Origin of the sequence: Aureimonas sp. Leaf454, from assembly GCF_001424685.1 — a bacterium.
Classification (GTDB): domain Bacteria; phylum Pseudomonadota; class Alphaproteobacteria; order Rhizobiales; family Rhizobiaceae; genus Plantimonas.
Genome location: NZ_LMQT01000025.1, coordinates 92,385 through 115,209, shown reverse-complemented (window position 1 = coordinate 115,209; position 22,825 = coordinate 92,385). Strand labels below are relative to the sequence as shown.

General features: G+C 64.7%; 20 protein-coding genes and 1 pseudogene. 9 read left to right on the top strand and 12 right to left on the bottom strand.

What is annotated here, in order from left to right; all coding sequences use genetic code 11:
- Window positions 1-33: 33 nt before the first annotated feature.
- The gene (locus tag ASG43_RS21725; protein WP_156386837.1) at window positions 34-1,656 is read right to left on the bottom strand and encodes an FHA domain-containing protein; all 1,623 of its coding nucleotides are present in this window, start codon (window positions 1,654-1,656) and stop codon (window positions 34-36) included.
- Window positions 1,657-1,934: 278 nt separating this feature from the next.
- Here ASG43_RS21725 and ASG43_RS21720 point away from each other — a divergent pair, with 278 nt between their 5' ends.
- Together ASG43_RS21720 and ASG43_RS21715 are read left to right on the top strand one after the other, a co-directional pair.
- Complete coding sequence (locus tag ASG43_RS21720; RefSeq protein ID WP_056509555.1) at window positions 1,935-3,074, top strand: hypothetical protein; 1,140 nt, start codon at window positions 1,935-1,937, stop codon at window positions 3,072-3,074.
- A complete protein-coding gene (locus ASG43_RS21715; protein WP_056509553.1) occupies window positions 3,071-3,439 on the top strand; it encodes a hypothetical protein in 369 nt (122 codons plus the stop codon). Before ASG43_RS21720 ends, ASG43_RS21715 begins: the two co-directional genes overlap by 4 nt.
- A 421-nt stretch (window positions 3,440-3,860) precedes the next feature.
- Here the strand turns inward: ASG43_RS21715 and ASG43_RS22395 are convergent.
- The 3 genes and pseudogenes from ASG43_RS22395 to ASG43_RS21705 all read right to left on the bottom strand — a co-directional run.
- Window positions 3,861-4,098 (bottom strand): annotated as a pseudogene (locus ASG43_RS22395) (transposase); the annotation flags it as partial.
- 398 nt (window positions 4,099-4,496) lie between these two features.
- Window positions 4,497-5,408 carry an HNH endonuclease gene (locus tag ASG43_RS21710; protein WP_056509551.1) on the bottom strand — a complete coding sequence of 304 codons (912 nt, stop codon included), beginning with the start codon at window positions 5,406-5,408 and terminating at the stop codon, window positions 4,497-4,499.
- Entirely contained in the window at window positions 5,405-7,636 is a 2,232-nt protein-coding gene (locus ASG43_RS21705) for an AAA family ATPase (protein ID WP_162244760.1), read from the bottom strand. The genes ASG43_RS21710 and ASG43_RS21705 overlap by 4 nt, the downstream gene beginning before the upstream one ends.
- A gap of 308 nt (window positions 7,637-7,944) precedes the next feature.
- On the opposite strand from ASG43_RS21705, the gene ASG43_RS21700 reads away from it, so the two are divergent.
- Window positions 7,945-8,160 carry a hypothetical protein gene (locus tag ASG43_RS21700; RefSeq protein WP_056509546.1) on the top strand — a complete coding sequence of 72 codons (216 nt, stop codon included), beginning with the start codon at window positions 7,945-7,947 and terminating at the stop codon, window positions 8,158-8,160.
- Window positions 8,161-8,163: 3 nt separating this feature from the next.
- Here ASG43_RS21700 and ASG43_RS21695 read toward each other — a convergent pair whose 3' ends face one another.
- The 3 genes from ASG43_RS21695 to ASG43_RS23780 form a co-directional block, all read right to left on the bottom strand.
- Window positions 8,164-8,760 carry an IS1595 family transposase gene (locus ASG43_RS21695; RefSeq protein ID WP_056509542.1) on the bottom strand — a complete coding sequence of 199 codons (597 nt, stop codon included), beginning with the start codon at window positions 8,758-8,760 and terminating at the stop codon, window positions 8,164-8,166.
- Between the two features lie 72 nt (window positions 8,761-8,832).
- Complete coding sequence (locus ASG43_RS21690; RefSeq protein ID WP_156386836.1) at window positions 8,833-8,976, bottom strand: hypothetical protein; 144 nt, start codon at window positions 8,974-8,976, stop codon at window positions 8,833-8,835.
- Window positions 8,977-9,795: 819 nt separating this feature from the next.
- On the bottom strand, window positions 9,796-10,743 hold the full coding sequence (locus ASG43_RS23780; RefSeq protein ID WP_162244759.1) for a helix-turn-helix domain-containing protein: 948 nt from the start codon (window positions 10,741-10,743) through the stop codon (window positions 9,796-9,798).
- A gap of 168 nt (window positions 10,744-10,911) precedes the next feature.
- On the opposite strand from ASG43_RS23780, the gene ASG43_RS21680 reads away from it, so the two are divergent.
- The 6 genes from ASG43_RS21680 to ASG43_RS21655 all read left to right on the top strand — a co-directional run bounded on the left by ASG43_RS21680 (window position 10,912) and on the right by ASG43_RS21655 (window position 14,774).
- On the top strand, window positions 10,912-12,060 hold the full coding sequence (locus ASG43_RS21680) for an amine dehydrogenase large subunit (RefSeq protein WP_056509533.1): 1,149 nt from the start codon (window positions 10,912-10,914) through the stop codon (window positions 12,058-12,060).
- A complete protein-coding gene (locus ASG43_RS21675) occupies window positions 12,057-12,623 on the top strand; it encodes a MauE/DoxX family redox-associated membrane protein (RefSeq protein WP_082491118.1) in 567 nt (188 codons plus the stop codon). The genes ASG43_RS21680 and ASG43_RS21675 overlap by 4 nt, the downstream gene beginning before the upstream one ends.
- Entirely contained in the window at window positions 12,620-13,240 is a 621-nt protein-coding gene (locus ASG43_RS21670) for a redoxin domain-containing protein (RefSeq protein WP_056509528.1), read from the top strand. Before ASG43_RS21675 ends, ASG43_RS21670 begins: the two co-directional genes overlap by 4 nt.
- Before the next feature lie 85 nt (window positions 13,241-13,325).
- Window positions 13,326-13,862 carry a methylamine dehydrogenase light chain gene (locus ASG43_RS21665; RefSeq protein WP_056509525.1) on the top strand — a complete coding sequence of 179 codons (537 nt, stop codon included), beginning with the start codon at window positions 13,326-13,328 and terminating at the stop codon, window positions 13,860-13,862.
- Complete coding sequence (locus tag ASG43_RS21660) at window positions 13,855-14,292, top strand: cytochrome c (protein WP_056509521.1); 438 nt, start codon at window positions 13,855-13,857, stop codon at window positions 14,290-14,292. The genes ASG43_RS21665 and ASG43_RS21660 overlap by 8 nt, the downstream gene beginning before the upstream one ends.
- 11 nt (window positions 14,293-14,303) lie before the next feature.
- Window positions 14,304-14,774 (top strand): cytochrome c, encoded by a 471-nt coding sequence (locus ASG43_RS21655; protein WP_156386835.1) that lies wholly within the window; start codon window positions 14,304-14,306, stop codon window positions 14,772-14,774.
- Between the two features lie 589 nt (window positions 14,775-15,363).
- Here the strand turns inward: ASG43_RS21655 and ASG43_RS21650 are convergent.
- The 5 genes from ASG43_RS21650 to ASG43_RS21630 all read right to left on the bottom strand — a co-directional run bounded on the left by ASG43_RS21650 (window position 15,364) and on the right by ASG43_RS21630 (window position 22,789).
- Entirely contained in the window at window positions 15,364-17,205 is a 1,842-nt protein-coding gene (locus tag ASG43_RS21650; RefSeq protein ID WP_156386834.1) for a methyl-accepting chemotaxis protein, read from the bottom strand.
- A gap of 137 nt (window positions 17,206-17,342) precedes the next feature.
- The gene (locus ASG43_RS21645) at window positions 17,343-17,909 is read right to left on the bottom strand and encodes a hypothetical protein (RefSeq protein WP_056509511.1); all 567 of its coding nucleotides are present in this window, start codon (window positions 17,907-17,909) and stop codon (window positions 17,343-17,345) included.
- Between the two features lie 854 nt (window positions 17,910-18,763).
- Entirely contained in the window at window positions 18,764-19,627 is an 864-nt protein-coding gene (locus ASG43_RS21640; protein WP_244488206.1) for a cation diffusion facilitator family transporter, read from the bottom strand.
- A gap of 59 nt (window positions 19,628-19,686) precedes the next feature.
- On the bottom strand, window positions 19,687-21,876 hold the full coding sequence (locus ASG43_RS21635; RefSeq protein WP_056509503.1) for an anthranilate synthase: 2,190 nt from the start codon (window positions 21,874-21,876) through the stop codon (window positions 19,687-19,689).
- Between the two features lie 268 nt (window positions 21,877-22,144).
- Window positions 22,145-22,789, bottom strand: coding sequence for a glutathione S-transferase family protein (locus ASG43_RS21630; RefSeq protein WP_056509500.1), 645 nt, complete (start codon window positions 22,787-22,789; stop codon window positions 22,145-22,147).
- Between the last annotated feature and the right edge of the window lie 36 nt (window positions 22,790-22,825).

Sequence of the window (22,825 nt, the reverse complement as noted above, 5' to 3'; positions counted from 1 at the left end):
ACTCGCCCCTCTCATCGTGAGATCCGCCCGCACTCAGGCCTGAGCTTCCGATACCCCATGCAATTCATCCGCCTCAGCGCTCAATCTAGTCGCCGACTGTCCGGCAAGACGGGATGCACCCCGTCTTGCCGGACGAGGATTCGACAGATCAAGGTCGAACTCAGGTCCACCGGAAAGTCGGGTTTCCCAGGGTCCAACAGTTGCGAACATCGATAGTGTCGCGTCGTTTAGGCGATCAAGGCGCGACACGAGCATGCTCGGGTTGGGCGACTCCGGCAGTCGGGTGCCGAGCCGTTCCGCGATTCCCGAGAGGCGTTTGGCCATCAAGTCCCGCGCGTGCCGGCGGGAGAGGCTTGGCGCCGTGATCTCGGCAGCGATCACCTCGGAAATCGGTTGCGTCGCACCGTTCCGTGCGACGACCATGTTACGCCAGGCGCGGTCTTTATGGCGATGTTGCAATCCGTGCATTGAAGCCTCGTGGCGCAAGAGATCCGCAGAGCGCAACCCGTGGATGGGATCAACGGACATCAGCGCATTGACAAGCGACACCGCGGAGAGAAGGCCATGATTGAGCCCGCGTCCCGGCCATACGTGGATTGCGTTGGCGGCGTCGCCAAGCAATGCTCCGAAGACTGCATTCTCGCTGCCGGTAGGGGTGAGTTCCGCAGTGAAGCGGGGGCGGCTTTCCATCGACAGGCGGAATGCAGTAACGGCATGAAGGTCCTGCTCGGCGACGTCGAAAAACGACAGTCCCTCACGCACCCGCGGCCAGAGGAACGAGGCGGGGTCCTGCGCGGGCGAGAAGACGGTGCCGTGCCTGCGGCAGCGGAAGTCACCAGATACGGTCTTATGCATCAAGCAAGGGTTGGACTGTACGCAACCCGTGAAGGCGGTCGCGCCAGGGCCGTGTCCACGCACTTCGCGCGCCTCGTTGGGTGTCAGCCGCATATAGAGATAACCCTCGCCGTCGGTGACATTCATCAGGAAGCGCTGTTGCGCCACCGTCATCACAACTTGGTCGGCAGGCGGCATCGTGGTCGTAATGCGCAGGCCGAGCACCACGTCCTCGACCTGACGGCCGTGGAGCGAGTAAGGTGCCGCGTCGGCCCGGCCGAAGCAGTCCGCGAAGTGCTCGCGGCTGTGGGAACGGGGGCCGTCCGCCATTACAATCAGGTCGTGGCCGGATCTTTCGAGCGTGCCAGGATCCACGCGCCCAGGCACCAGGTGGATGCCGGTCGAGACGGCCAATGCGAGAGCGCGGTTCTCGATATCCAAGATCCGGATGTTGGCGGGATAGCCGAAGACCGCAGGGGACTCGCCGCCGATCGGCCAGACTTTCGTGTAGCCGCCTTCGGGAAAAAGGGTTTCCGACAGCTCGGCCGAGAGGTGGCGGGTCACGCCTGACTGCAAGGTAACGACCTGTTCCCGCCGACTGACGCCGTCTTCCTCGTCCATCCATGCGACGGAGCCACTGGCCCTTTTCCAACGCCCGTCGCAGACCGTGACGTCGACGGCATTGCCAAGTTCAGCGCGTAGCTGAAGGGCGAAGACGAGGCCGACCGGTCCGCCGCCGACGACGAGCACGGACAGCGTCCCGCGGGTACGTCGTGCCTTGGCTTGGATCGCGAGATGCCAAAGCGAGAAGTCCTCGAACATCCGCCTGTATAGGTTTTTGATTAGCATTTGGGGCCCTTTCCGTTCACCATCACCGCCTCGCCAGCCCACAGGACGGCTTCCGAAGTCAGGCTTGGACGGGCGGGGTAAGGCGATCCAGGAGGGCAGACAGACCTGTCGGGGCCGGAGGGGGCCGCTCGGACTCGATTGCAGGAGCCACGCGAGTCGTCATGTCTGGCAGCGGGGCTTCTCTCCAGACATCGCGACGTCAAGTTCGAGTCGGGGCGATGAGACCCCCTTGGTCAGCTGGAGGATGAACCGTGATTGAATCCCAACTCAGTCCTGAGCAGGTTTCGATGCGGATCGTGCGCGATGGGTTGTGGGGAGCTACTGGGGAGAAGCCCTGCGTGCGGACTCTCGTCGAACGGACGGGGATTCCCCGCGCCACTGTCTACGGCCTTTTGGACAGCAAGAACCGCTTCGAGACCCAAAAGCATCGCGCGAGGATCAACATGGAGGCGTCGCGCTATCTGAAACTGCCTTGGGGGGAGACGGGCGAGGAGCTGCGTCAGGACTTGATCACAGTTTTGCAGGCTGACTTCCCGTTTTATGACACAGCCCGTTTGGAGGCCAGACGTGCGCTGATTGAACGACGCTTGCACGACGCGCGGACTGCGTGGACGTCGCACGTGCTTGACGAGACGGCTTTGCGATCGACGCGTGTCCTCTACGGGCTGATGGCCATCGGTCTGGAGACTGAGGTCGCCACGAATGCCGTCATACAGAAAGTCTTCCTCGAAACGACTGCGCCGTTGAATCGTCTGCGCGCCCCGAACCTGAGCCCAATCTTCGCGGCCGTTGGCGACCTCCTCGCCGAGAGCAATCTTCCTGCGCTTTACGGGACCGATGTCAGTCATGCCAAGTACGTCGGCGCCCGTTGGTTGCGGATCCGCTTCTGGGGTAACCGGATTGCGCTGACGCTGTCGCAAACGGAGATCGCGGGCTGGGAGGATCTTATGCAGGAGGCCTGTCACGGCGGCTACGTCGACGCCTGCAACTGGGCAGCCGATCTGACCGCGGGTGTCGACCTGACGCCACTCCAGAACGCATGGGTCGCGACGATGGTAGCTGGTCGCTGGTCGGACTCAGTCGTCCAGGCCGCACGTCTCTTCGAAGCTTTCCCCCAGTATCTTCACAGCCAGACAGCGGGAATGAGACCGCAGGTCGAGGACAAGGACCAATGGCCGGGCCTAGCTGCAATTGTCGCCTTTCCGGAAAACGCGGCCCTCGCGACAACCCGCGACTGGTTGAATAACATTAACCAGCGCCGCGATCATGGGCATTTGGCGGAAACGCTTCGGGACCTTGCGGCTGCGCTCCCGGAGATGACCGCGCGGCTGCGCGCGAATCCCGGCATCTCATACTTGTCCCTCCGCAACACGATCGGGGCTCAATCATGATCCGTTTTACGACCAGTATCGCCATTTTCGTCGTGGCGCTGACTGCTCTGCCGGCCGAGGCCAAGAACGGCGTGAGCGTTTCGAATGGCCTCGACATCGTCACTTTTGTTGGCACGGTCCGTCTCGCCCCGCAATCCCTTTCGACTAAGCAACCCTTCGGCCCTAGGCCAGCGACAGAGCAACCTGTTGCATTTGTCACTGAGGAAGGCCCAGCCTACCAGGCGATAGGCGCTGCGATGGCTCTCCCGTGGGGCAAATCGGGGTGGGATCCGTACTCCGGTTCGGCTCGCTGGCATGCCAACCTACACATGGCAGCGATCGACTGGAAAGTCGGTCTCGTTAAGCGCATCCCCGCTGAAACCTAATGGGCGTTAATTCTGTCGAAGCAGAGGGTCGACTGGTGACGGGGTCAAGATGATCCATGGCTGCCTGTCGGCAGACACCCTTTCGTGGCAGACTGAGCGGCAGCTGATGGATCCCGATCATCGATCAAGGAATGACTGCCGTCCCGAGCGGTTCGCCGGAAAGCGAACAGGCAGGCAACCATCCGCTCAGCCGTTCGGGATCGAACCGGGATCATAGTGCGAAGCTGAGCTGTTCCCCCCAAGGCCTTCGGCTCCCAACCCGCCCGATTCCGCAGCTCCCTCGAAAGGACGGGGTCGAGGCCAAGGTCCTCGGGGATACGGCCGTGGCGCCAACGGTGTGAGGACCCCGGATGCGGCCAAGGCGGGCAATCGACGATTGGATACTGATCCGCCCATTGTGTGGTCCAGGTTGAAAGTTAGTTCAGGGTTGGTTGTTGAACAGCGGTAGCTTGACCGTCGAAGCCGGTCGGGTAAGCGCAGCCGGCCAAGCGGCAAAGGCTGGCACGAAGACTTCTGGTGCGGGCAGCCTGTAGCCGAGCGATCCGTGTGGCCGGATGGTGTTGTAGTGTCTCCGCCAGCTTTCGATGACGATTTGCCTCGCGCAGGCTGTAGAAGATTTCGCCTTCGTGGAGTTCGTCACGAAGGCGAGCGTTGAAGGAGGCCCGGGCAATGTATCCGGTAGAGGACGTCTGACCGTAGCGAGCACGCAGCATGTCTGCTGGTGAACTCCGATAGGATTTAGGATTGTGCGCGAACGAACGATGGACGCACCCGCAAATGTCGACAAGTTCGACGTCGGTTTCCGGAACTACAGATATCGCGCCAGTGGCATTTCTCAAATGGTGTCCGGATCCGCTCGACCCGGGTCGGGCAAGGCCGAATGGATGCCTGATCCGTTAGAACTGTATCGACCCGGGCTTCCTCGAATGAATCAAGAAGTCGTCGCCGTAGGCTAGCGAGGCGATGAAGCTTGGTTCCCCATCGAAAGGCCAGATACCAACTTCCGCCACGACCTTGCGGCAGACGATCGGCTGAAATCGCTATGCGCCAATTGCGCTTACCCACCTGCCGCTTTTTCGGACGCCCATTGCCGAAGCTCGGTCCTGAAATCGTCGACGAACGCGCTTGCCATGGCTGAGAAAGGCTGCTCCGGCGCGCAGGCAAGCTTCATGTCATCGACCCGTCGAAGCGCGGCGCGGAGATGAAGAGAGAGCAGCCCTGGGTCATCGATCTCGACCGCCTCTTTCTCCAGATCGCCTAAGATGCGGGTTCGGTGGGCCTTCAGCCGATTGAGTATCGCGGTTCGGCTCTGCACAAGGTCGCTGCGGTTTAGAGCTACGCAATGAATCGTAGCCATCCCCAGTACGCTTGGTCCGGTTGCGCCAAGTGCAGCCTCCACGACGCTATAATCTGCCTCGTGCCGCCAAAGCAGTTCGCATGTGGGATCCGTACGGGTGGGGTCGATCAGATGCGGCTGCTCGGCGTCATGGTTGTCGTCCTGTGCCACGAGGCGCGTGGCCCCCACCGGAAACTGCGTTGCCTTCCCTAAAAGTTTCTGCGGTGGCGTTGCCTGCATCGCCTCGACCTCGGCCACGGTCATCTCAACCGTTATGACGTGTTGCTTCAAACCCTGATTGCAACCTGGGCATGTCGGCAGCAGGTTCGTCCACTTGTATGCGAGCCACCAGTAGCCGGAATGTGTGCTACCCTTGACCCCAGCCTTCGGCCTGTAGTGCTCAACCTCGGCGATGCCTTTTTCGATCAGTTTCTCGCAGTAAGCGCATTTGCCATGGAAGAGTTTCCGCAGCGCTTGTTGGATGTCGTACTCACGGTATCGGGTAAAGTTGTCGAAGCCGGGATCGCCTATGCTCCAAGTCGCATAATACTGTTCCGCCGCCTGAGCCTGCGCGAGAGTAGCAAGCGACCCGAGCGAGACGGGTTCCTCTCCCTTCCTTTCGACGAAGATCATGTGCCAGGGGCCCGACCGGAACGTTCCGCCACGTCGCCGTCCTCCAACGCAGCGATTATCGCCTGCACTGCTTCAGCCCGAACATCTGGGCGCAAGGCCCCGCTCGGCCGTTCACGTTCAGCTAGAAAACGCACCAACGCCTCCTGCACAACCTGTTCTAGTGCTGTGTCGCCGAGCACAAGCTGCTGGATTACCTCGTTCGCCTCATCAGCGCGTTCGGCAGGCAAGTCGCCAAGCCGGCTTACAAAGCGAGCCACATCCAGCTCCGTTTCCGGATCAATCGTGCTGGAAAGACCGAAGTAATCTGACGTGAGAAGCTGATCCGCCCTCATGCCCTTGATGCTGGGTAGGTCCTTGAGAGTGACGATACGGCCCCGGTCATCGCGCTGTAGGACAACCACCTCTCCGTCGTCCATGCCACGAAGACAAAGCGGGTCGTGCGTAGTGACAATGAACTGAACCCGAGGGAAGGCCTGCCTCAGGGCTGACATCACCCGCATCTTCCAGCGAGGATGGAGGTGGGTTTCGATCTCATCTATGAGAACGATCGCCTCTGCCTCTTCCAGATGCCGAAATTCACGGGTGAGTTCGCGGACGATGTCCGCGACCAGGGCAAAGATGGATCGATAGCCCTCGCTTAGGCGCTCGACGGGAATGGAATTGCCAGCAAGCGAGACGCATATTCGGCCATCGATGTCGCGGACCAATTCGTCGGAGTCGCTCAGGGCGAGTACCACCCGCAGCACTTTGGCTACCTCGTTGAAGCGCCAATCGTCGAGTTCGTTAAGCCACGTTCCCGGGAAAGGCAGCGCCGCCGTTGAGTCGAACAGGGTGCGAACACGGGCATGATCGGTGTTGGGTCGCTCCGACTTACGCGGATCGAAGTAGCGACGTGGCCCGTAACCAAGCACGAGCGCAGACGAAGGATCGAAGCCGACCACCCTTCGGCTAGTGGCATCCAAGTGGAAGTTGGCGCTATCGCCGTGCAGCCTGAAACTCACTTCCACGTATGCGTCGTTCGGCGTGAGCTGATCCCAGCGCTCGCCTCCGCCTGCTCGAAACAGGTTGGTCGGATCCAGTCTGAGCCGCCTCACCTCCCCGTCGCCGATGACCGCCAGAGCAATCCCTTGCAGAACGCTCGATTTGCCTACCGAGTTCTCGCCTAGCAGCATCAGACAAGGAGCTCCCCTGGACCGCTTGCGCTCTCGTGGTACTTCGATGTGCAGCCGCTCGATACCCTTGAACTCGATCAGGTCTACCCAAGAAATCCCGCCGACTGGCTGCCGCTCTCGCCGGAGACGAACGCCGGGCGGACTGGGCGCTGCCAAGCCTGCAGCCGGGTTCGGTTCACGGTCATAGCGCAGCGCCCCATCCTCGCTGACGAGTTGATCGATGCGCAGGAAGAGGCGCTTCTGGTCCCTCAAGTCGAGGCGGGATAACGCACGCGCGAGCTGCCGTGGCAGGGAGGTCGTTGAACCCTCAAATATTCTCCCACCGATTTCCATTCCGTCGAAAAGCCGTTTGGTCAGACTGAGGCGCGCTCCGGCGAAGGGGCGTTCGCGATCTAAAAGATGGTCGAGAGAGAGGTCGGCTACGGACGTGATTGCCGACCGCAGCTCGTCCAGCATTTGTCGAAGGCTATTCCGGCGCTGCTCTACAATCCTCTCTTCATCCAGACCGAAGGTAGCCGTGGTCACGCGGCCCTCGAGCGTGCGTCCCCGACACCGCCCGTCAGCCAGAAACAAGAAATGTCGGTTGGGTTGTCCTTGATAGGGATCGACGATCAAGGGACGTTCGCGCCGTCGGGTTTCGGTTATTGATGCCAGATAGGGCGCCCGAGGTCCCTGAAGCGGGAATTCAGTGCTCCTCCGACTGATGCATTCGATGCACATCAGGATCAGGTTGTCTGTTTCGTACGCCAGCCAGGAATAATGGTTGGGGGCCACCTCCAAGCCAAGTTGCCGTGCTTCCCGGATCGGACGAAAAGTCTGGACTTGCGTACTGACGAGCTTTTCGTTGCGCTCGCAGAAGACGCACTTGCCAAGACACCTGGCGGTGACGGCGTCCCGCAGGGAATCGGAAAAGTAGAAGTTTTCTTCGATCGGCACTCGACGCTGAGCGCGCTCTGCGGGAGGGCGTCGCAGGTACTCCCAAAGTCGTCGCCGAAGGTCGGTGACGTAGGGATCATCGGAGAGTTCGGGTCCGTGATAGGCGCCAAGACGGATCATGAAGTCGGTTCCGTTCAGAGGCTGGCTGCCGATAATACCGCACGGGTCAATCCTAGCCGAAGATGCCGTCCGCCATGCGGTTTGCCACAGTCGGCCTATAACTGACCGAGCGCATCGTCCAGTGCCATGCGGTCGATGCATCAGGTCATGTTGTCTTGCGCATTGCGATAGTGAGGCGGTGTTCCCCGCGCTGACCGCCTATCCCGGCTGCGCTCTTCGCCGATCCCTCTAGGTACCGTACCCACAATCGGCAATCCGAGGTCATAGCTGAGCTCGACCGGATCATTGGTGGCACGAATAAACGCCGGATGACGCTCGACATCCGGCGCACCGCCAGGCGGCCGCTCTCGACGGCAGAATGCGCAGAGGCGTTCGCCAAACGCTACGAGCTGCCTGCGAATCACGCCGCCGTGCCGACGATCACCAACCGCCTGTCCTCGACGCTCAATATCCTCGAGATGCAGGATCTCGTCCGCTACGCCGAGACCGCCGATCCCCGCCGACGGCAGTGGGAGATCGCCTAAGCCTCAGATCGGCTTGAACGCCTTCAGCACGTCGGAGAAGTCCAGTTCCGGCGGGCCGTAGCCCTGCCAGTAGCCGCACAGGTCCCTCGACGTCGGGGCCTGCATGACCGTCATCAGGACCATAGCCGTCAGGCGGCCGTTATCCCGCTTCCTGTTGTCCTCGCGCCAGGCGACATCCGCCATGTACCAGTCGAAGTACTTGAGCGAGAAGTGGTGGTGGATTCCGACGTAGGCGCGCTCGACGCGCGAGAAGAAGCTCTCGACGTGGTTCGTGTTCACGCCGTCATTGGTGCGGAACGCCTCGGAATGGTTGACCTGCCTGTGTTCGTTCTTGGCGACGATGTCGTTGTAGCTCGGGTGCTCGTCGGTGGCGACCACGGCCTTGCAGTCGACGTGGTGGGTGACGTTCGCGAAGGCGGCCGGGCCGTTCTCCTCCCGTACGATCCGCGTGAACGTGCGCTCCCTGTCGCGGGCGTTCTTCTCGCGGAGGGCAAGGACGCAGACCCGCTTCATGTTCTGATGCCTCTTCAAGCGGCAGTCGATCCGGTCCTCAGCGCGATTGGCCTGCTTGACGTGACCGCCCGCGTACTTGCCGTCCATCTGGATCTAGCCAACGAGAACCATGCCCTCGTAACGGTAGCCCAGCGCCTCGCGGATCTTCATCACCATGACTCAGGCGGTCTTGAACTGGGTGTCGATCAGTCGGGACAGGTGCAGCGCCGCCAAACCCTTCACGGCGTTCACCGAAAGCCACATCGCGGCGATCAGCTTTTTGAAGGGCAGCTTCCGGTAGGCAAAGACGGTGCCGGAGGTCACGTAGAGATCGCGGCGGCATCGCAGCGGAAACCTCACCGGTCCAGGGGAGGTAGCAGATACGAGACGTCAACATCGGAACGGAGAAAATCGGATCTCGGGAAACATTCTTCGAGACCCAACGCGGCTGCATCGCGAGGTTGTTCATCGATCCCGACACGGCGCCCGACGCCGGTCAAATCGACCTTAGGGCGGTGGACCTGCAGTTGTTCGGGCCGGATGGCAGTGGTTTTTGGTCAAGCCGCGGGCAACGAGGATCGAGCCAGCTTGCACAAGCGGTCAACGATCCGCATTGCCTAGCAAGGGTCCGCGGACTCGCGGAAGTGGACGCGCAGGCCATCATGGACAGTGTTTTGGCAGCCTATGCCGATCCATGAAGAAGGGTCGCATACCATGAGCGGCCGAGACGCATCGCGATTGAAACTTGACCGGGAATCGCTCGTCCCAATGGCCGGCGTGGGAACGGAAAAGTCGGGCATTGGCTGGCTTCGGGATCAACGTGATCGCCGAATGCCGTCCGTCGGCGCACTCGCTTTCAGCCATCCGTCAGCTCTACTTTGACGATCTGTCCAGGGGCAGGAGGCGAATGCCCAAGGGTGAGTCATCTTTTAACGTCGAAATCATGAGTCATCGGTGACGCAGACCTTTTTTGAAGTGAGCAAAATCAGACACTTAATTGGGGAGGTGAGTCCGATTACATGACGCGTCAGGTACTGAGAGCCTTGGAAGTCCCGCTATCGTCCCCTGGACGATCGGAGCCGGAACAAGCGGACCCGTCTCCTTCGTGGTCCGGCTCCGCCCGCGGGGACGCGGGCCATGGTGTCAGACGCCCCGGAGCGTTTGAGACGGCGTCTCGCCGAAGAGACCGCGATAGGCGCCGGAAAAGCGCCCCCAATGCAAGAAGCCTCCATCGAGCGCGATGTCTGAAATGCGCCGTCGGTCCTGGCGTGCCGCGATGATGTCGCGGCGGGCCTGACCGAGCCGACGGGCCAGCAAGAGCGCATCCAGCGGCGTGCCGAGCACCGCAATGGAGGCGCGCCGAAGCTCGGCCGGCGAAGCGCCGATGGCTCGGGACAGGCCGGTGACCGTCGTGGGCTCCCGGGGATGGGACAACAACCACTCGTGCATCACCCCGCTCAGCGCATGGGCCTGCCGGTTGAAGACGGCTCGGTCGGCCGGGGCCGTCGACGTCGAAGCGGAGAGGGTTTCGAGCCGGTCTCGCAGAAGATCGGCGAGCAGCGCATCGTGCCCCGGCGATCGCTCCGCCTCGCCGTTGGCATAGACGGCCAGCAGCGAGGCCAGCCAGTCGAAGAGCGCGTCCGCCGCGACCGGGGACGGACGGGTTTGCACGTCTCCCGCCGTCCGCCAGTTCGCCGATGAGAACGCGGCCCTGTCGGCGACGACCATGATGACGTCGCTGTTCTCCGCGCGGATGCCGATCCGCGAGCAGCCGCGTCCAATGCCGAAAGTGCCGCCGGTCCGGCTCCCGGCATCGACCCAGCAGCCCACGGGATGGGAGGGCTGGCAGACAGCGACGATCGAGGCTTCGGGTGCCATGAAGATGTGGGCGACCGCCACGTTGATGCGCTCGCGCAGGATGGAAAAGCCAGAAAGGACGAGCGAGGAGATCGAACCATCGAACCGGCCGGGGGAAAGCTGGATGGAGTGGCGCATGAAGCCCGGAAGCGAACGCTCCTGCTCGCTGGCCTCATCGAAGCGTCGGGTCGCGGAGGGGCCGACCGGCACCCGATCCCATGTTGTCGCATCCAACTTTACGTTCATCGCAGGAGTTTAGCGCCGGGATAGAGGGTAAGGAAAGCTTAGGTGCGCATGTTCGATGCATGCCTATTTCTAGGGCATTTTTGACGGCTCGGTGTGGATAGAGCGGGTTGCCCAAGCTGGTTAGGCTCGGCCGACATCAGTTCACGGAGTCACCCGATGCGGATCTTGAGCCTCCTCTTCGCCATCGCTTTCAGCTCGACGGCGCTCGGGTCCGTCCAGGCCGCGGACGAGTTCGAGCCCGAGCAGCTGACGGTCGAGGCCAAGGTGAGGCCGGGCCCGAACATCTTCGTGCTCGATCAGAGCTGGAGGGGGTCGAGCCGCCTCAACGTGCTGTCCGCGGACGATCTTTCGATCAAGGGCAATATCAGCGTCGGGCTCGTCGGCCAGGTGGCCTTTTCGTCCGATGGAAAGACCGCCTACCTGACCTCGGCCTATGCCAAGCGCATCGTACGCGGCCCGACCGAGGCCGTGCTGGAGGAATATGACGCCGAGACGCTGAAGCTGCGCCGCGAGATCGCGATTTCCGAGAAATTCGCGCAGACGGCTCCCACGACCTCGGCTCTCGCCCTTTCAGCCGACGGTCAGTTCGCCTTCGTCCAGAACGCGACGCCCGCGACCTCCGTGTCGGTCGTCGATCTGTCGAGCGGCAAGAGCGTCTCCGAAGTGCCGACGCCGGGCTGCTTCGCGGTCCTTCCCGCCGCGTCCGGCGCGAAGTTCACGACCATCTGCGGCGACGGCACGCTCACCAGCTTCACCATCGCGGCCGACGGCAAGGCGTCCGCTCCGAAGAAAAGCGAAAAGATCTTCGACGCCGACAAGAACGCCCTCTTCATTCCCGCCCGACGCGTCGGCGACGATCTCGTCTTCACCTCGTTCAACGGCGATCTCTATCGCGTCTCGGATGAGGACGAGACGCCCAAGCTGGTCGACCGTTTCTCGTTCGTCGAGGGCGTTCCGGGCGAGTGGCGGCCGGGCGGCGTCGAGATCATGGCCTACAACCGCGTCCATGACGTGCTCTTCGTCACCATGCACGCCGCCGGCAAGGAGGGCTCGCACAAGGACGCGGCGACCGAGATCTGGGCGATCAAGGTCGGCGAGAAGAAGCTGCTCTACCGCTCCGCCGTCCATGGCGTGAAGTCGATCTCGGTGACTCAGGACGCGGCACCCGTGCTGTTCGGAAGCGATCCCGAAGAAGGCGTCGTCACCCGCTACGAGATCGACCCGGAGGCCAAGTTCGCCGCAAAGCTCACCGCGACGGCGGAGAATCTGGGCACGTTCACCGGGCTCGTGGCGGCCGGCCAATGACCGCGGAACCGCGCCTTCTCGCCATGGCTGCAGCCTCGGCGACGGTTCTCTTCGTCGTCCTCTTCCTGCGCGCCGCCTTCCACAAGGCCTCGGACCTCGTGCGCTTCCAGGGCTATGTCGACGATTACGCTCTCCTGCCGGAACCACTGGTCGAACCCGTTGCCAAAGGCCTCGTGGCGGCCGAATTGCTGACGGTCGCGCTCCTCGTCGTTCCCATGACAGTGTCCGTCGGCGCAGCCTTCGCGCTCGCGCTTCTTCTCGTCTATGCAGGCGGCATCGCGATCAACCTGAAACGTGGACGCCGGCGCATCGAATGCGGCTGCGGCGGACCGGCGCAGATGCTCTCGGCCGCCCTCGTCCTGCGCAACGGCCTTCTCGGCGCGCTCGCGCTGCTGCCGCTCGTCGCCGGCTTCAACGCCCTCTCGCTCGGCGAGGCGGCGGCGGCTGTCTCGTCCGGCCTTCTTCTCGTCCTCTTCGTCGCGCTTGCCGAACAGCTTCTCGCCAATGACGGTCACGTCCAACGGCTGCGCGCGTCCCTCTCGGGCAAAGGAGCCCCGTCGTGAGCGCCCTCACCTTCGTCGTCGTGGTTCTCTGGATCGTCGTGATCGCTCAACTGGCCGTGATCTTCGCCCTGGCGCGGCAGATCGGCGTCCTCTTCGAGCGCATTTCCCCGGTCGGCGCGCTCGTCAACGAATCGGGCCCCAAGATCGGCGAGACGACGCCGGTCTTCACGCTGCCGAGCCTCAACGGGGGCCTCGTCCAGATCGGCACGCCGCGGTCGCGGGCGACGCTCGTCTTCTTCCTCTCCACCACCTGTCCCATCTGCAAGAAGATGCTGCCGGTCCTAAAATCCGTGCGCGAGAGCGAAGGGCGCTGGCTCGACGTCGTTCTCGCCAGCGACGGCGACGAAGCCAAGCATCGGGCCCTGATCGAGAAGGCGGACCTCACGTCGTTCCCCTACGCGCTTTCGGCGGATCTCGGCATCACCTACCGGGTGGCGCGCCTCCCCTTCGCCGTCCTCATCGATGCGGACGGCGTCGTGCGCGCGAAAGGTCTCATCAACAATCGCGAGCAGCTCGAAAGCCTCTTCAACGCGGCCGAAAGCGGCGAAGCCTCGATCCAGTCTTTCCTCGCCCGACCCGTCTCTCCTCTCCCGACCCATCTTCCCCGGTCCGCATGAGGAGGCTCGTTTTCCAGGCATCGGATCCCGTCCGATGCCCTCAAGACCCCTGCCAGCCGATACGAACGCCAGCGGAGAAACCGTCATGAATCCCATCGATCGCCTGATGCGCCTCATGGACCGGGCTGCCGAGGCCGGCTCGCGGCGCACGGCCTGCCAGCACGGCCGGCGCAGCTTCCTCGCCAAGGCGGGCGCCGCCCTCGTCGGCGGCACGCTCCTGCCGATGCTGCCTTTCGACCGCTCCGGGCGCGCCGAAGCGGCGGAGACCGTGAACGGCATCGAAGAAACGGACTGCGCCTATTGGCGCTACTGCGCGCTCGACGGCCAGCTCTGCAACACGTCGGGCGGCACGACGACCTCCTGCCCGCCCGGCTCCTCCGCCTCCAAGGTCGCCTGGGTCGGCACCTGCCGCAATCCCGATGACGCCAAGGACTATCTCGTCTCCTACAACGATTGCTGCGGCAAGGCGGACGTCAGCGCCTCGACCTTCTGCTTCACGAGCGAGAGGGAACGACCCGGCTACCGGATGGGGCTCTACAATGACATCAACTGGTGCATGGCCAACGACGACAAGGGCTATCACTGCACCGTCGCCGTGCTGGTGGGCCTCGCCGATGGTTGACCGCCGAACCGTCCTCGCGGCGCTCGTCGCCTGCGCCGTCTCTCCCGCCGCCGCGGCGGACGGGCCGGCGCGCTTTGCGGAGATCTGCGCGGCCTGCCACGGAGAGGCCGGCGTCGGCATCGAGGGTCTCGCGCCTCCTCTGGTCGACGCGGAGCTCTGGACGCGGCTCGGGGACAAGGCGCCCGACTATCTGGCCGGCGTCATGGCCGGCGGAATGGGTGGAAAGATCACGGCGAAGGGCATCGACTATGTCGGTCTCGTGATGCCGGCGCAGACGGAGGTCCCCGATGCCGATCTCGCCGCCATCGCCACCTACGTGCTGAAGGACCTGAACGGCCTCACCGTCGCGCCGGACGAAGCCGCCATCACCGCAGCCAAGGCCGCGCCTCCGACGCACAAGGCGCTTCGGGCGCTGCGCAAGGGCGAGTGAGGGTCGTCCCCATGCGGAGAGACCGGTCCCTCCAGCGCCGTGCGGTCGCCGGGATGTTCGGGGCGATGATCGGAGGGGGACTCGCCGTCGCCACGCCGGTCGTCGCCGGCGAACTCGGCCCCAAGGCGAATTATCTCCTGCGCTGCTCGGGATGCCACGGCACGGAGGGCGCCGGCGCGGAGCTCGGCGGCATACCGCCCTTTCCAGGCTTCATCGGTCCGCTCCTCGCCGACGATGCCGGACGCACCTACGTGATGCACGTTCCGGGCGTCGTCGGAACAGGCCTGTCCGATCCCGAGATCGCGGCCGTCCTCAACTATATCGCCGCCCGCTGGAGCGATGGCGCACCCGCGCCCTTCACGAGCGAGGAGGTCGTCCGCCGCCGGGCGGCGCCGATGCCCGATCTCATCGCCTATCGCCGAGCCCTCGTCGCGCGGCTCGAGACGGAAGGCGTGACGCTCGCACATTATCCCTGGCCATGACAGGTCTGGATCCCTGGCCGTGACAGGTCTGGCCGTTCGGAGGTCCCGACGTGCTCTCGGCCGGGCGGGAGCGTGTTCCCCGACCCTCGGATCGCATCCCCTCGGATCGTATCGTGGTCCGCCATGGTCTCCACCGCTGATGCCGGCCGGCTCCCCACGCCGTCGCCGGTTACGGGCCAGAGGATCGCGCGGCGGATGATCGCGTCCGTTTTCCCGGCTGTTTCGGCAGGTCGACCGAAGGTGCCGCGGCAATGATGGCCGGCTGCGGTCGTCGGTCGGCCCATCGACCGACGACCGCATCGCGGCACATGTCCAAGGAGGTCGGCGCCGCTCCGGATGGACGTGCCGCAGGACCGACGCTGGAGCTCCGCGGCGGCCGTCAACGGAACCATCTGGGACGGCGACTTTGTCTTGGCGCGAAGGGTCACGGGTTTCGCGCGCGACCGGATCGCCGGCGTCGGTCCGCCGATATCGGACAAAGGGGTTGGGGAGAAGCAGATCCCGTTGGCCGATCCGAACCCGGGGACCTTCCGTCGACGCGCACCCTGCGACGTTTCCGGTCACGGCCGACCGGCGCTGTCCGGCCTCGTCAGAATTCGGCCCATTCGTCGGCTCGCTCGGGCGCCGCTCCGCCTGTCCCCGTGGCGCGACGCCGCGCCACGGGCCTTGGAGCTGCGGGCTTCGAGGTCGACGGCAGCGCCGCGACGGCGCTGCGGGGCGCCTTGCCCATGGCACCGGTTCGGAACTGAGCGACAAGGCCCGCCAGTCCATCGGTCTCGCTGGCCAGGCTCTGCGCCGCAGCGGTGGTCTCTTCCACCATGGCCGCGTTCTGTTGGGTCACCTTGTCCATCTGGTCCGCCGCGACGGACACGTCGCGAAGGCCGACGGCCTGCTCGCGAGCCGCGCTGGCCATCTGCGAGATGAGGGACGCCACGCCCCCGACCTGCGAGACGATCTGCTCCAGACTGAGCCCGGACGCCGAGACGAGTTCGACACCCTCCTTGACCTGATTGGACGACGTCGAGATCAGCTGCTTGATTTCCCGCGCCGCTTCGGCGGACCGCTGGGCAAGCCCGCGCACCTCCTGGGCGACGACCGCAAAGCCGCGCCCGGCATCGCCCGCCCGCGCGGCTTCCACGCCCGCATTCAGGGCGAGGAGGTTCGTTTGAAACGCGATCTCGTCGATGACGCCGATGATGCTCCAGATCTTTTCGGAGGAGGCCTCGATCTCGGTCATCGCGGCGACGGCACGGGCGACGATGACGCCACCCTTGCCCGCCTCGTCCTGCGCGCTCGCTGCCGCGCCCCGCGCGTCGTCGGCGTTCTTGGCCGTCAGCGTCACGCCGCGCGCGATATCGGACAGCGCGGCGACCGTCTCCTCTAGGTTCGCCGCCTGCTGCTCGGTCCGGCGCGACAGGTCGCTCGCTGCATCGGTGATTCCGTTGATGCCGACGCGCATCGATCCGACCGCGCCGACGACGGAGCCGATCGTCTGCTCCAGCGCTTGGACCGATCGATTGAACTTCTCCCGGATCGCCTCGAATTCCGGCGCAACCGCCTGCTCCATCCGCACCGTCAGGTCGCCGGATGACAGGCGGTCGAAACCGATCTCGACATGGTGGACGAAGAGCTTGAGATCTTCCGCCTTGGCATTTTCGATCGCGGCTTGCCGATGAAGCGTCGCGGTCTGGGCGCTCCGCGTTTCGGCGGTTTCCGCTTCGAGGCGTCGTTGATCGAGGGCGCCGGTCTTGAAGACCTGCAAGGCTTGCGCCATCGCGCCGACCTCGTCGGAACGAGACTGGTGCGGGATCGTCACGTCGAGCCCGCCGCCGGCCATCCGGCGCATGATGTCCACCAATTGCCCGATCGGGCCGGTGATCCGGCTGAGGAGCAGGAACAGGGCGAGGATCGACACGGCGGTGACGCCGAGAGAGATCAAGCCGAGCGCGATGAGGGAATCGCGCGTGTCGCGGACGAGTGTCTCGTCGTCGAAGGCAAGGACCATCGTTCCGGTCGGCATCTCCTTGCCGCCCTCGCTGTGCACGAGCGGCACCACGACCCGCTGCAGGCTCGTCGAATCCGCGGCCTCGCCCGGCCCGCTGGCCCCGTCCATCGCCGCCTGCACCGCGGCCGGCTCGCCGATCGTGAAGAAGGCCTTGCCCTTGTCGTCGAGGATCAGCGCCGCCCGGAAGTCGGCTTCGGCCGCCGCTGGTGCGAAGGTTTGCTGCGCGATCTCACGATCGAACTGCCAGAGCGCGGTCTCCGCGCCGAGCCGGGCGAGGGATGCGGTGATCTCGACCTTGTTCCGGAACATCGCCTGCAGCGTGTTGCCACGCGACCAGCCGGCATAAGCGGCGAGGCTGACAAGGCCCACGACGATCAGGGTGACGGACGGGACGATCACCTGCGTTCGAATGGATTGGCTGTTCACGAAAAGGTCTCCTGGGATGACCGTCGAGGAAAGCGGCCTGGATAGGAAGAGCAGGTGAAGAGGCGGGATGACCCGAGGGAGCCGCAGGTCCGCGGCCACCGCGCAAGAAGCGCGGCGCTCGAGACTTCCGGAACCGATCAGCGCTTGTAGAGATAGTCTTTGCCGAGGGTGATGAGCTCGGCGGAAAAGGACGGATTGTCGAGCGCGATCAGCCGGCGCGTCGACAGATCGCCCTTTTCGAGAGCGAGTTTGATGTTGGGATCGGATCGGAACATGCGCTCATAGGAGCCATCGGCCCAGGCCGCCTTCAGCCCGCGCTCGATATCGTCCTGCAGACCGGCCTTGTCGCGTGCGACATAGAACAGGAGCGCCAGGGGATACTGAACCACGAGCGAGGTCTCCACGGCGAGATCGGGCACCTCGCCGACATGATCCTCCCGCTCGTGCAAGGCTTCGAAGGCACCGCGGGGGAAGAAGTCGGCCCGACCGCCGACCGTCATGCGGAACAGGCTCTTGTAAGGTCCCGTGCGCACGGTGACGCCGCCGTGGCGCAGGGTCTCGATGTCGCCCCAGCCCCTGCCCTGGATGGCGACGAACGCCTTGGGATCCTCGGCGTTGGTCACCTTGTCGAATTCCGGCTGCCGCTTTCCGTCGATCAGCATCAGGCGGTTGCCGAGGAGGCCGCCGTCGATCGGGAAGCGCACGGGGCGCAGGCGGTTCCAGAGTTCGTTCGTGGCGCTGAACCACGCGATATCGATTGGCCGGCGTCCAAGGCCTCCACGGCGGCCTCCTGCGTGGATAGGCGACGGACGACGGAACGAGGTCGATCTTGCTTCCGGCGTGGTCGAGCGCCAGCCGCAGGGCCTTGAAGGGCAGCGATTGGGTGTCGGTCTCCGACGCATTGTAACGCAGGCTCGCCGCCTCCGCGCCCGGAAGGGACGCCGACACGATGAGCATTGCGAGCATCGACGCAAGAATTCGAGCCGTCATTTCCGCCTTCTCACATGGGCCCTGTCGGGCATGAGGTTGATGTTTCGAGGAGAAGTCATCGGCAACATGGCCCCGACTTCCCCAAAGGAATTTCAGTATGAATGGCGATCAATCCCGATCGAAGACTCGATCAGACGCCGTTTCGATCGCGTCATGTCCAAGTCGAAGTTGAAAGATTGCGTCAATCAACACTTGTCAGAAAAGCTCCGCAAGATAACTTGAGCTTACTGATGCAGAGACCGATCGGTCCACCGTTACCCGCGCTTTGTCCGCCGTCGCCTGGCGGCCTGCCGGATCGACCCGACATCGGTTCTTCGCCGCAAGGACCGTTGGACACGGCGTGGCCGGGGGCCGGCACGCGCGTGCCTCGTGACCGACGCCACCCGTCGCACTCGGCGAGATCCTCGCCGAAGCGCGTTCCGCGATCCTGATCGTCGGAAGCGAGAGACCGAGCGCCGCCGGCTTTCGGCACCGGCACCCGGCGCGCGGGATCGGCGCTGAGGCGGGCGACGCGAACGCAGCCGGCCCAGCCGGCGCCGACGACGCTGGTGTCGAACGTCAATCCCGATCAGACGATCGGCACGCCCGTCTGCTTGATCTCGCTGTCGGGCTCGACATGGATCTGCACGGTCGCGTTCTCGATCTCGGCCTTCAGCGCATCTTCGATCCGGTCGCAGATGTCGTGGGCGGCGCCCACCGTCATGAGTTCGGGGACGACCATGTGGAACTCGATGAAGGTCGCGCGGCCGGCGATGCGGGTCTTCACGTCATGAACCTCCAGCGCGCCCTCCGCATGCTCGGAGATGAGGGCGCGGGCGCGCTCCTCGGCCGCGGGGTCCATCGCCTGATCCATCAGGCCGGACAAGGACGCGGTGACGACGTGCCAGCCCTCGCGCAGGATGTTCACCGCGACGAGGGCGGCCATGATCGGATCGAGCAGGGTCCAGCCGGTGACGCTGGCGAGCGCGAGACCCGCGAGGACGCCGACGGAGGTGACGACGTCCGCCATGATGTGGCGACCGTCGGCGCTGAGCGCGGGCGACCGGCGCTCGCGGCCCTGGCGGATCAGGAATTGCGCCCAGCCGAGATTGATCAGCGTCGCCGCGCCGTTGATCGCGATGCCGAGCATCGGGGCTTCGAGACTGCGCGGCGTCAGGTACGCGAACCAGGCCTCGCGCAGGATGAGGAGCGCCGCGACGATGATCAGGGCCCCCTCGACAACGGCCGAGAAATACTCGGCCTTGGTATGGCCGAAAGGGTGATCGTCGTCGGCCGGCGTGAAGGACACCGTCACCGCCCAGAGCGCGACGAGCCCCGCGACGACGTTGACGATCGATTCCAGCGCATCCGAATAGAGCGCGACCGATCCCGTCACCCACCAGGCCGCGGTCTTGATCGCCAGCACGGCGATGCCGATGCCGACCGAGGCCATCGCGATGCGCGTCACCAGAACCGCGTCGGGATGGCGGCCGTCCGTTCTCTTCATGATGCTCAGGCCGCCTTGATGCGAGCCCGGCGCGGCAGGTGGGCGACGATGTTCTCGATCATGCGCATGCCGGCTCCGCCGCCGAGCGACATGATGCTTTCCGGATGGAACTGCACGGCGGCGACGGCCTCCGTCTTGTGCTCGAAGGCCATGACCACCCCGTCCTCGGTCTCGGCCGTCACCTCGAAGTCCTTGGAGAGGCGCACCGGATCGGCGAAGATCGAGTGGTAGCGGCCGACCGTCACTTCGCTCGGAAGCCCTGAGAAGATGATGCCGGGCTTGGAGATGCGGATGCGGGAGGGCTTGCCGTGCACCGGCACGTGAAGGGTGCGCAGCGTTCCGCCGTAAGCCTCCGCCAGCGCTTGAAGACCGAGGCAGACGCCGAAGATCGGGATCGTGCGCGCCCGCGCGGCGGCGATCGTGCCCTTGCAGTCGAAGTCGGTCGGGTTGCCCGGCCCCGGCGACAGGACGACGAGGTCCGGCGCCACGCGATCGAAGATCTCCTGCGGCACCGGGGTCCGGACCGTCGTCACCTCCGCGCCGGTCTGCCGGAAGTAGTTGGCGAGCGTGTGGACGAAACTGTCCTCGTGGTCGACGAGGAGGATCTTCAGACCTTCGCCGACGCGCGCGCTCGCCCGTTCGCCCGCCACGGCGTTGGCCGTGCCGGCTTCGCGGATCGAGGCGATGAGGGCGGAGGCCTTCAACTCGGTCTCGGCCTCCTCCTCCTCCGGATTGGAATCGTAGAGAAGCGTCGCGCCGGCGCGCACTTCGGCGATGCCGTCCTTCAGGCGGATCGTGCGCAGCGTGAGGCCGGTGTTCATGTCGCCGTTGAAGTGCATCATGCCGACGGCGCCGCCGTACCAGGCGCGCGGGCTCTTCTCGTGTTTCTCGATGAAGCGCATGGCCCAGAGTTTCGGCGCGCCCGTCACCGTGACGGCCCAGGCATGCGACAGGAAGGCGTCGAACGCGTCCATGCCCTCGCGCAGGCGCCCCTCGATATGGTCCACCGTGTGGATCAGGCGCGAATACATCTCGATCTGACGCCGGCCGATGACGCGCACGGATCCGGGCTCGCAGACCCGGCTCTTGTCGTTGCGATCGACGTCCGAGCACATGGTCAGCTCGGACTCGTCCTTCTTGGAATTGAGAAGCTTCAGGATCTGCTCGGAATCTGAAATGGCGTCGTCGCCGCGCTTGATCGTGCCGGAGATCGGGCAGGTTTCGACGCGCCGGCCGTTGACGCGCACGAACATTTCCGGGCTCGCCCCGATCAGGAACTCGTTCTGGCCGAGATTGATGAAGAAGGAATAGGGCGAGGGATTGAGGCTCTTCAACTTGCGCGAGACGGCCGAGGGCGCGCTCTGGCAGCGCTCGTAGAAGGTCTGGCCGGGAACGACCTCGAAGAGGTCGCCGCGCATGAACTTCTCCTTGGCGGCCTTGACGAGCCGGGCGTATTCGCCGGGCACGTGGTCGCCGCGCGGGGGAATGCGGCCGGAGGACGCGAAGGGGGCCTCCGGCCCGCCGCCCGCGCGCCCCTGGGTCGAGACGCCGTCCTTCTCGAAGTCGTAGCGGTCGAGATAGGCCTTGGCCGCGTAATGGTCGACCATCAGGATCTCGTCGGGGAGATAGAGGACGACGTCGCGCCGATCGCCGGGGCGCGCGAGCGTCTCCTCGACCGGGTCGAACTGGAAGGCGAGATCGTAGCCGAACGCGCCGTAGAGGCCGAGATCGCCGTCCTCGTCGGACTTGAAGAGCGCGACGACCGTGCGCAGCACCGAGAAGACGCTCGGCATGCGCGAGCGCTCCTCTTCGGTGAAGGCGCGATCGGGATGCTTGACGGCGATGTCGATCCGGCGCGACGAAACGGTTTGCGAGGCGATGTCCCCGTGACCCGCGAGGGCCTGCGCGACGAAGCCGAGAAGCACCTCGCCACGATCGTTCAACGCCTCGATCGTCAGGGCGCGGCCGGCGGAGGTGATCATGAGAGGGGGATCGACGATCGCCGTGTCCCAGCGCGTGTAGCGGCCGGGATATTCGTAGTTGGACGAGAAGACCGCGCCGCGCCGCGTGTCCAGCCGATCGACATAGGGCTCGATCGCCCCGGCATAGGGCACGGCTTCGCGCCGGCGCGTGATGGCGACGCCGCCTTCGGTCACGTAGAGATCGGCCCCGCCGGGGGCAGCCGTATGGGTCATCGCCTGTCTCTCCTCGGCCCCGCCGCCCGGACACGCCCAACAAAAAAGGCCGCCGGATGAACCAGGGCGACCTCGTCTTCGAACACGCAGAAACGCTCAAAGGCCGCCTATCAGCGAGCCTGCCACCAAAGACCATTGAGCGCGATCGTCGTCATGGCGAAATCGTTAGCGCGAGACGGGCCGAAGGGCAATGGGGGATGCCGTGCCGCCCGACATCTCGGGAGGGGAGCCGGCGGATCCCGATCACGCCGCCCTGTCCCCTCGCCGGTCAGACGCCCTTCGTCTCACGGTCCGCCCGCGCCTTGCGTTCGGCGATGAGGGCATCGTCGATGCCGTTGGCGCGCTGCAGCGCCGGACGGTCCTTGATACGATCCCAATACGCGGTGAAGGCCGGCGTCTTGGGGAAGATGCCGAACTGCGTCATCCAGGCGATGCTGGCTCCGACATAGACGTCCGCCGCCGAGAACCGCTCCCCCGCGATGAAGGGCGTCGCCGAGACGGCGCTTTGGGCGGCGGCAACGACGGCCTCCATCGAGCCGTAGCCGACCATCCCGCGCTTGTCCGCCGGCACGTCGACGCCGAGCGCCTGGTTGGCCGCCGCCGCCTCGATCGGCCCCGCCGCGAAGAAGAGCCAGCGATAATAGGCGCCCCGGTCCGGCAGGGGCGGCGCGAGCCCCGCCTCGGGAAAGGCGTCGGCGAGGTAGGCGCAGATCGCGGCGGTCTCGGTGACGACCGTATCGCCGTGGCGGATCGCGGGCACCTTGCCCATCGGATTGACGGCGAGATAGTCCGGCGCCCTTGCGGTCGAGCCGAAGTCCAGGATCTCCGTCCGATAGGGGACGCCGATTTCCTCGATCATCCAGCGCGCGGTGCGTCCGCGCGACATGGGATGCGTGTAGAGCACGAGTGTCATCACGCGGTCCTTTCCCGCCGGGCTCCCTGGCGCCCC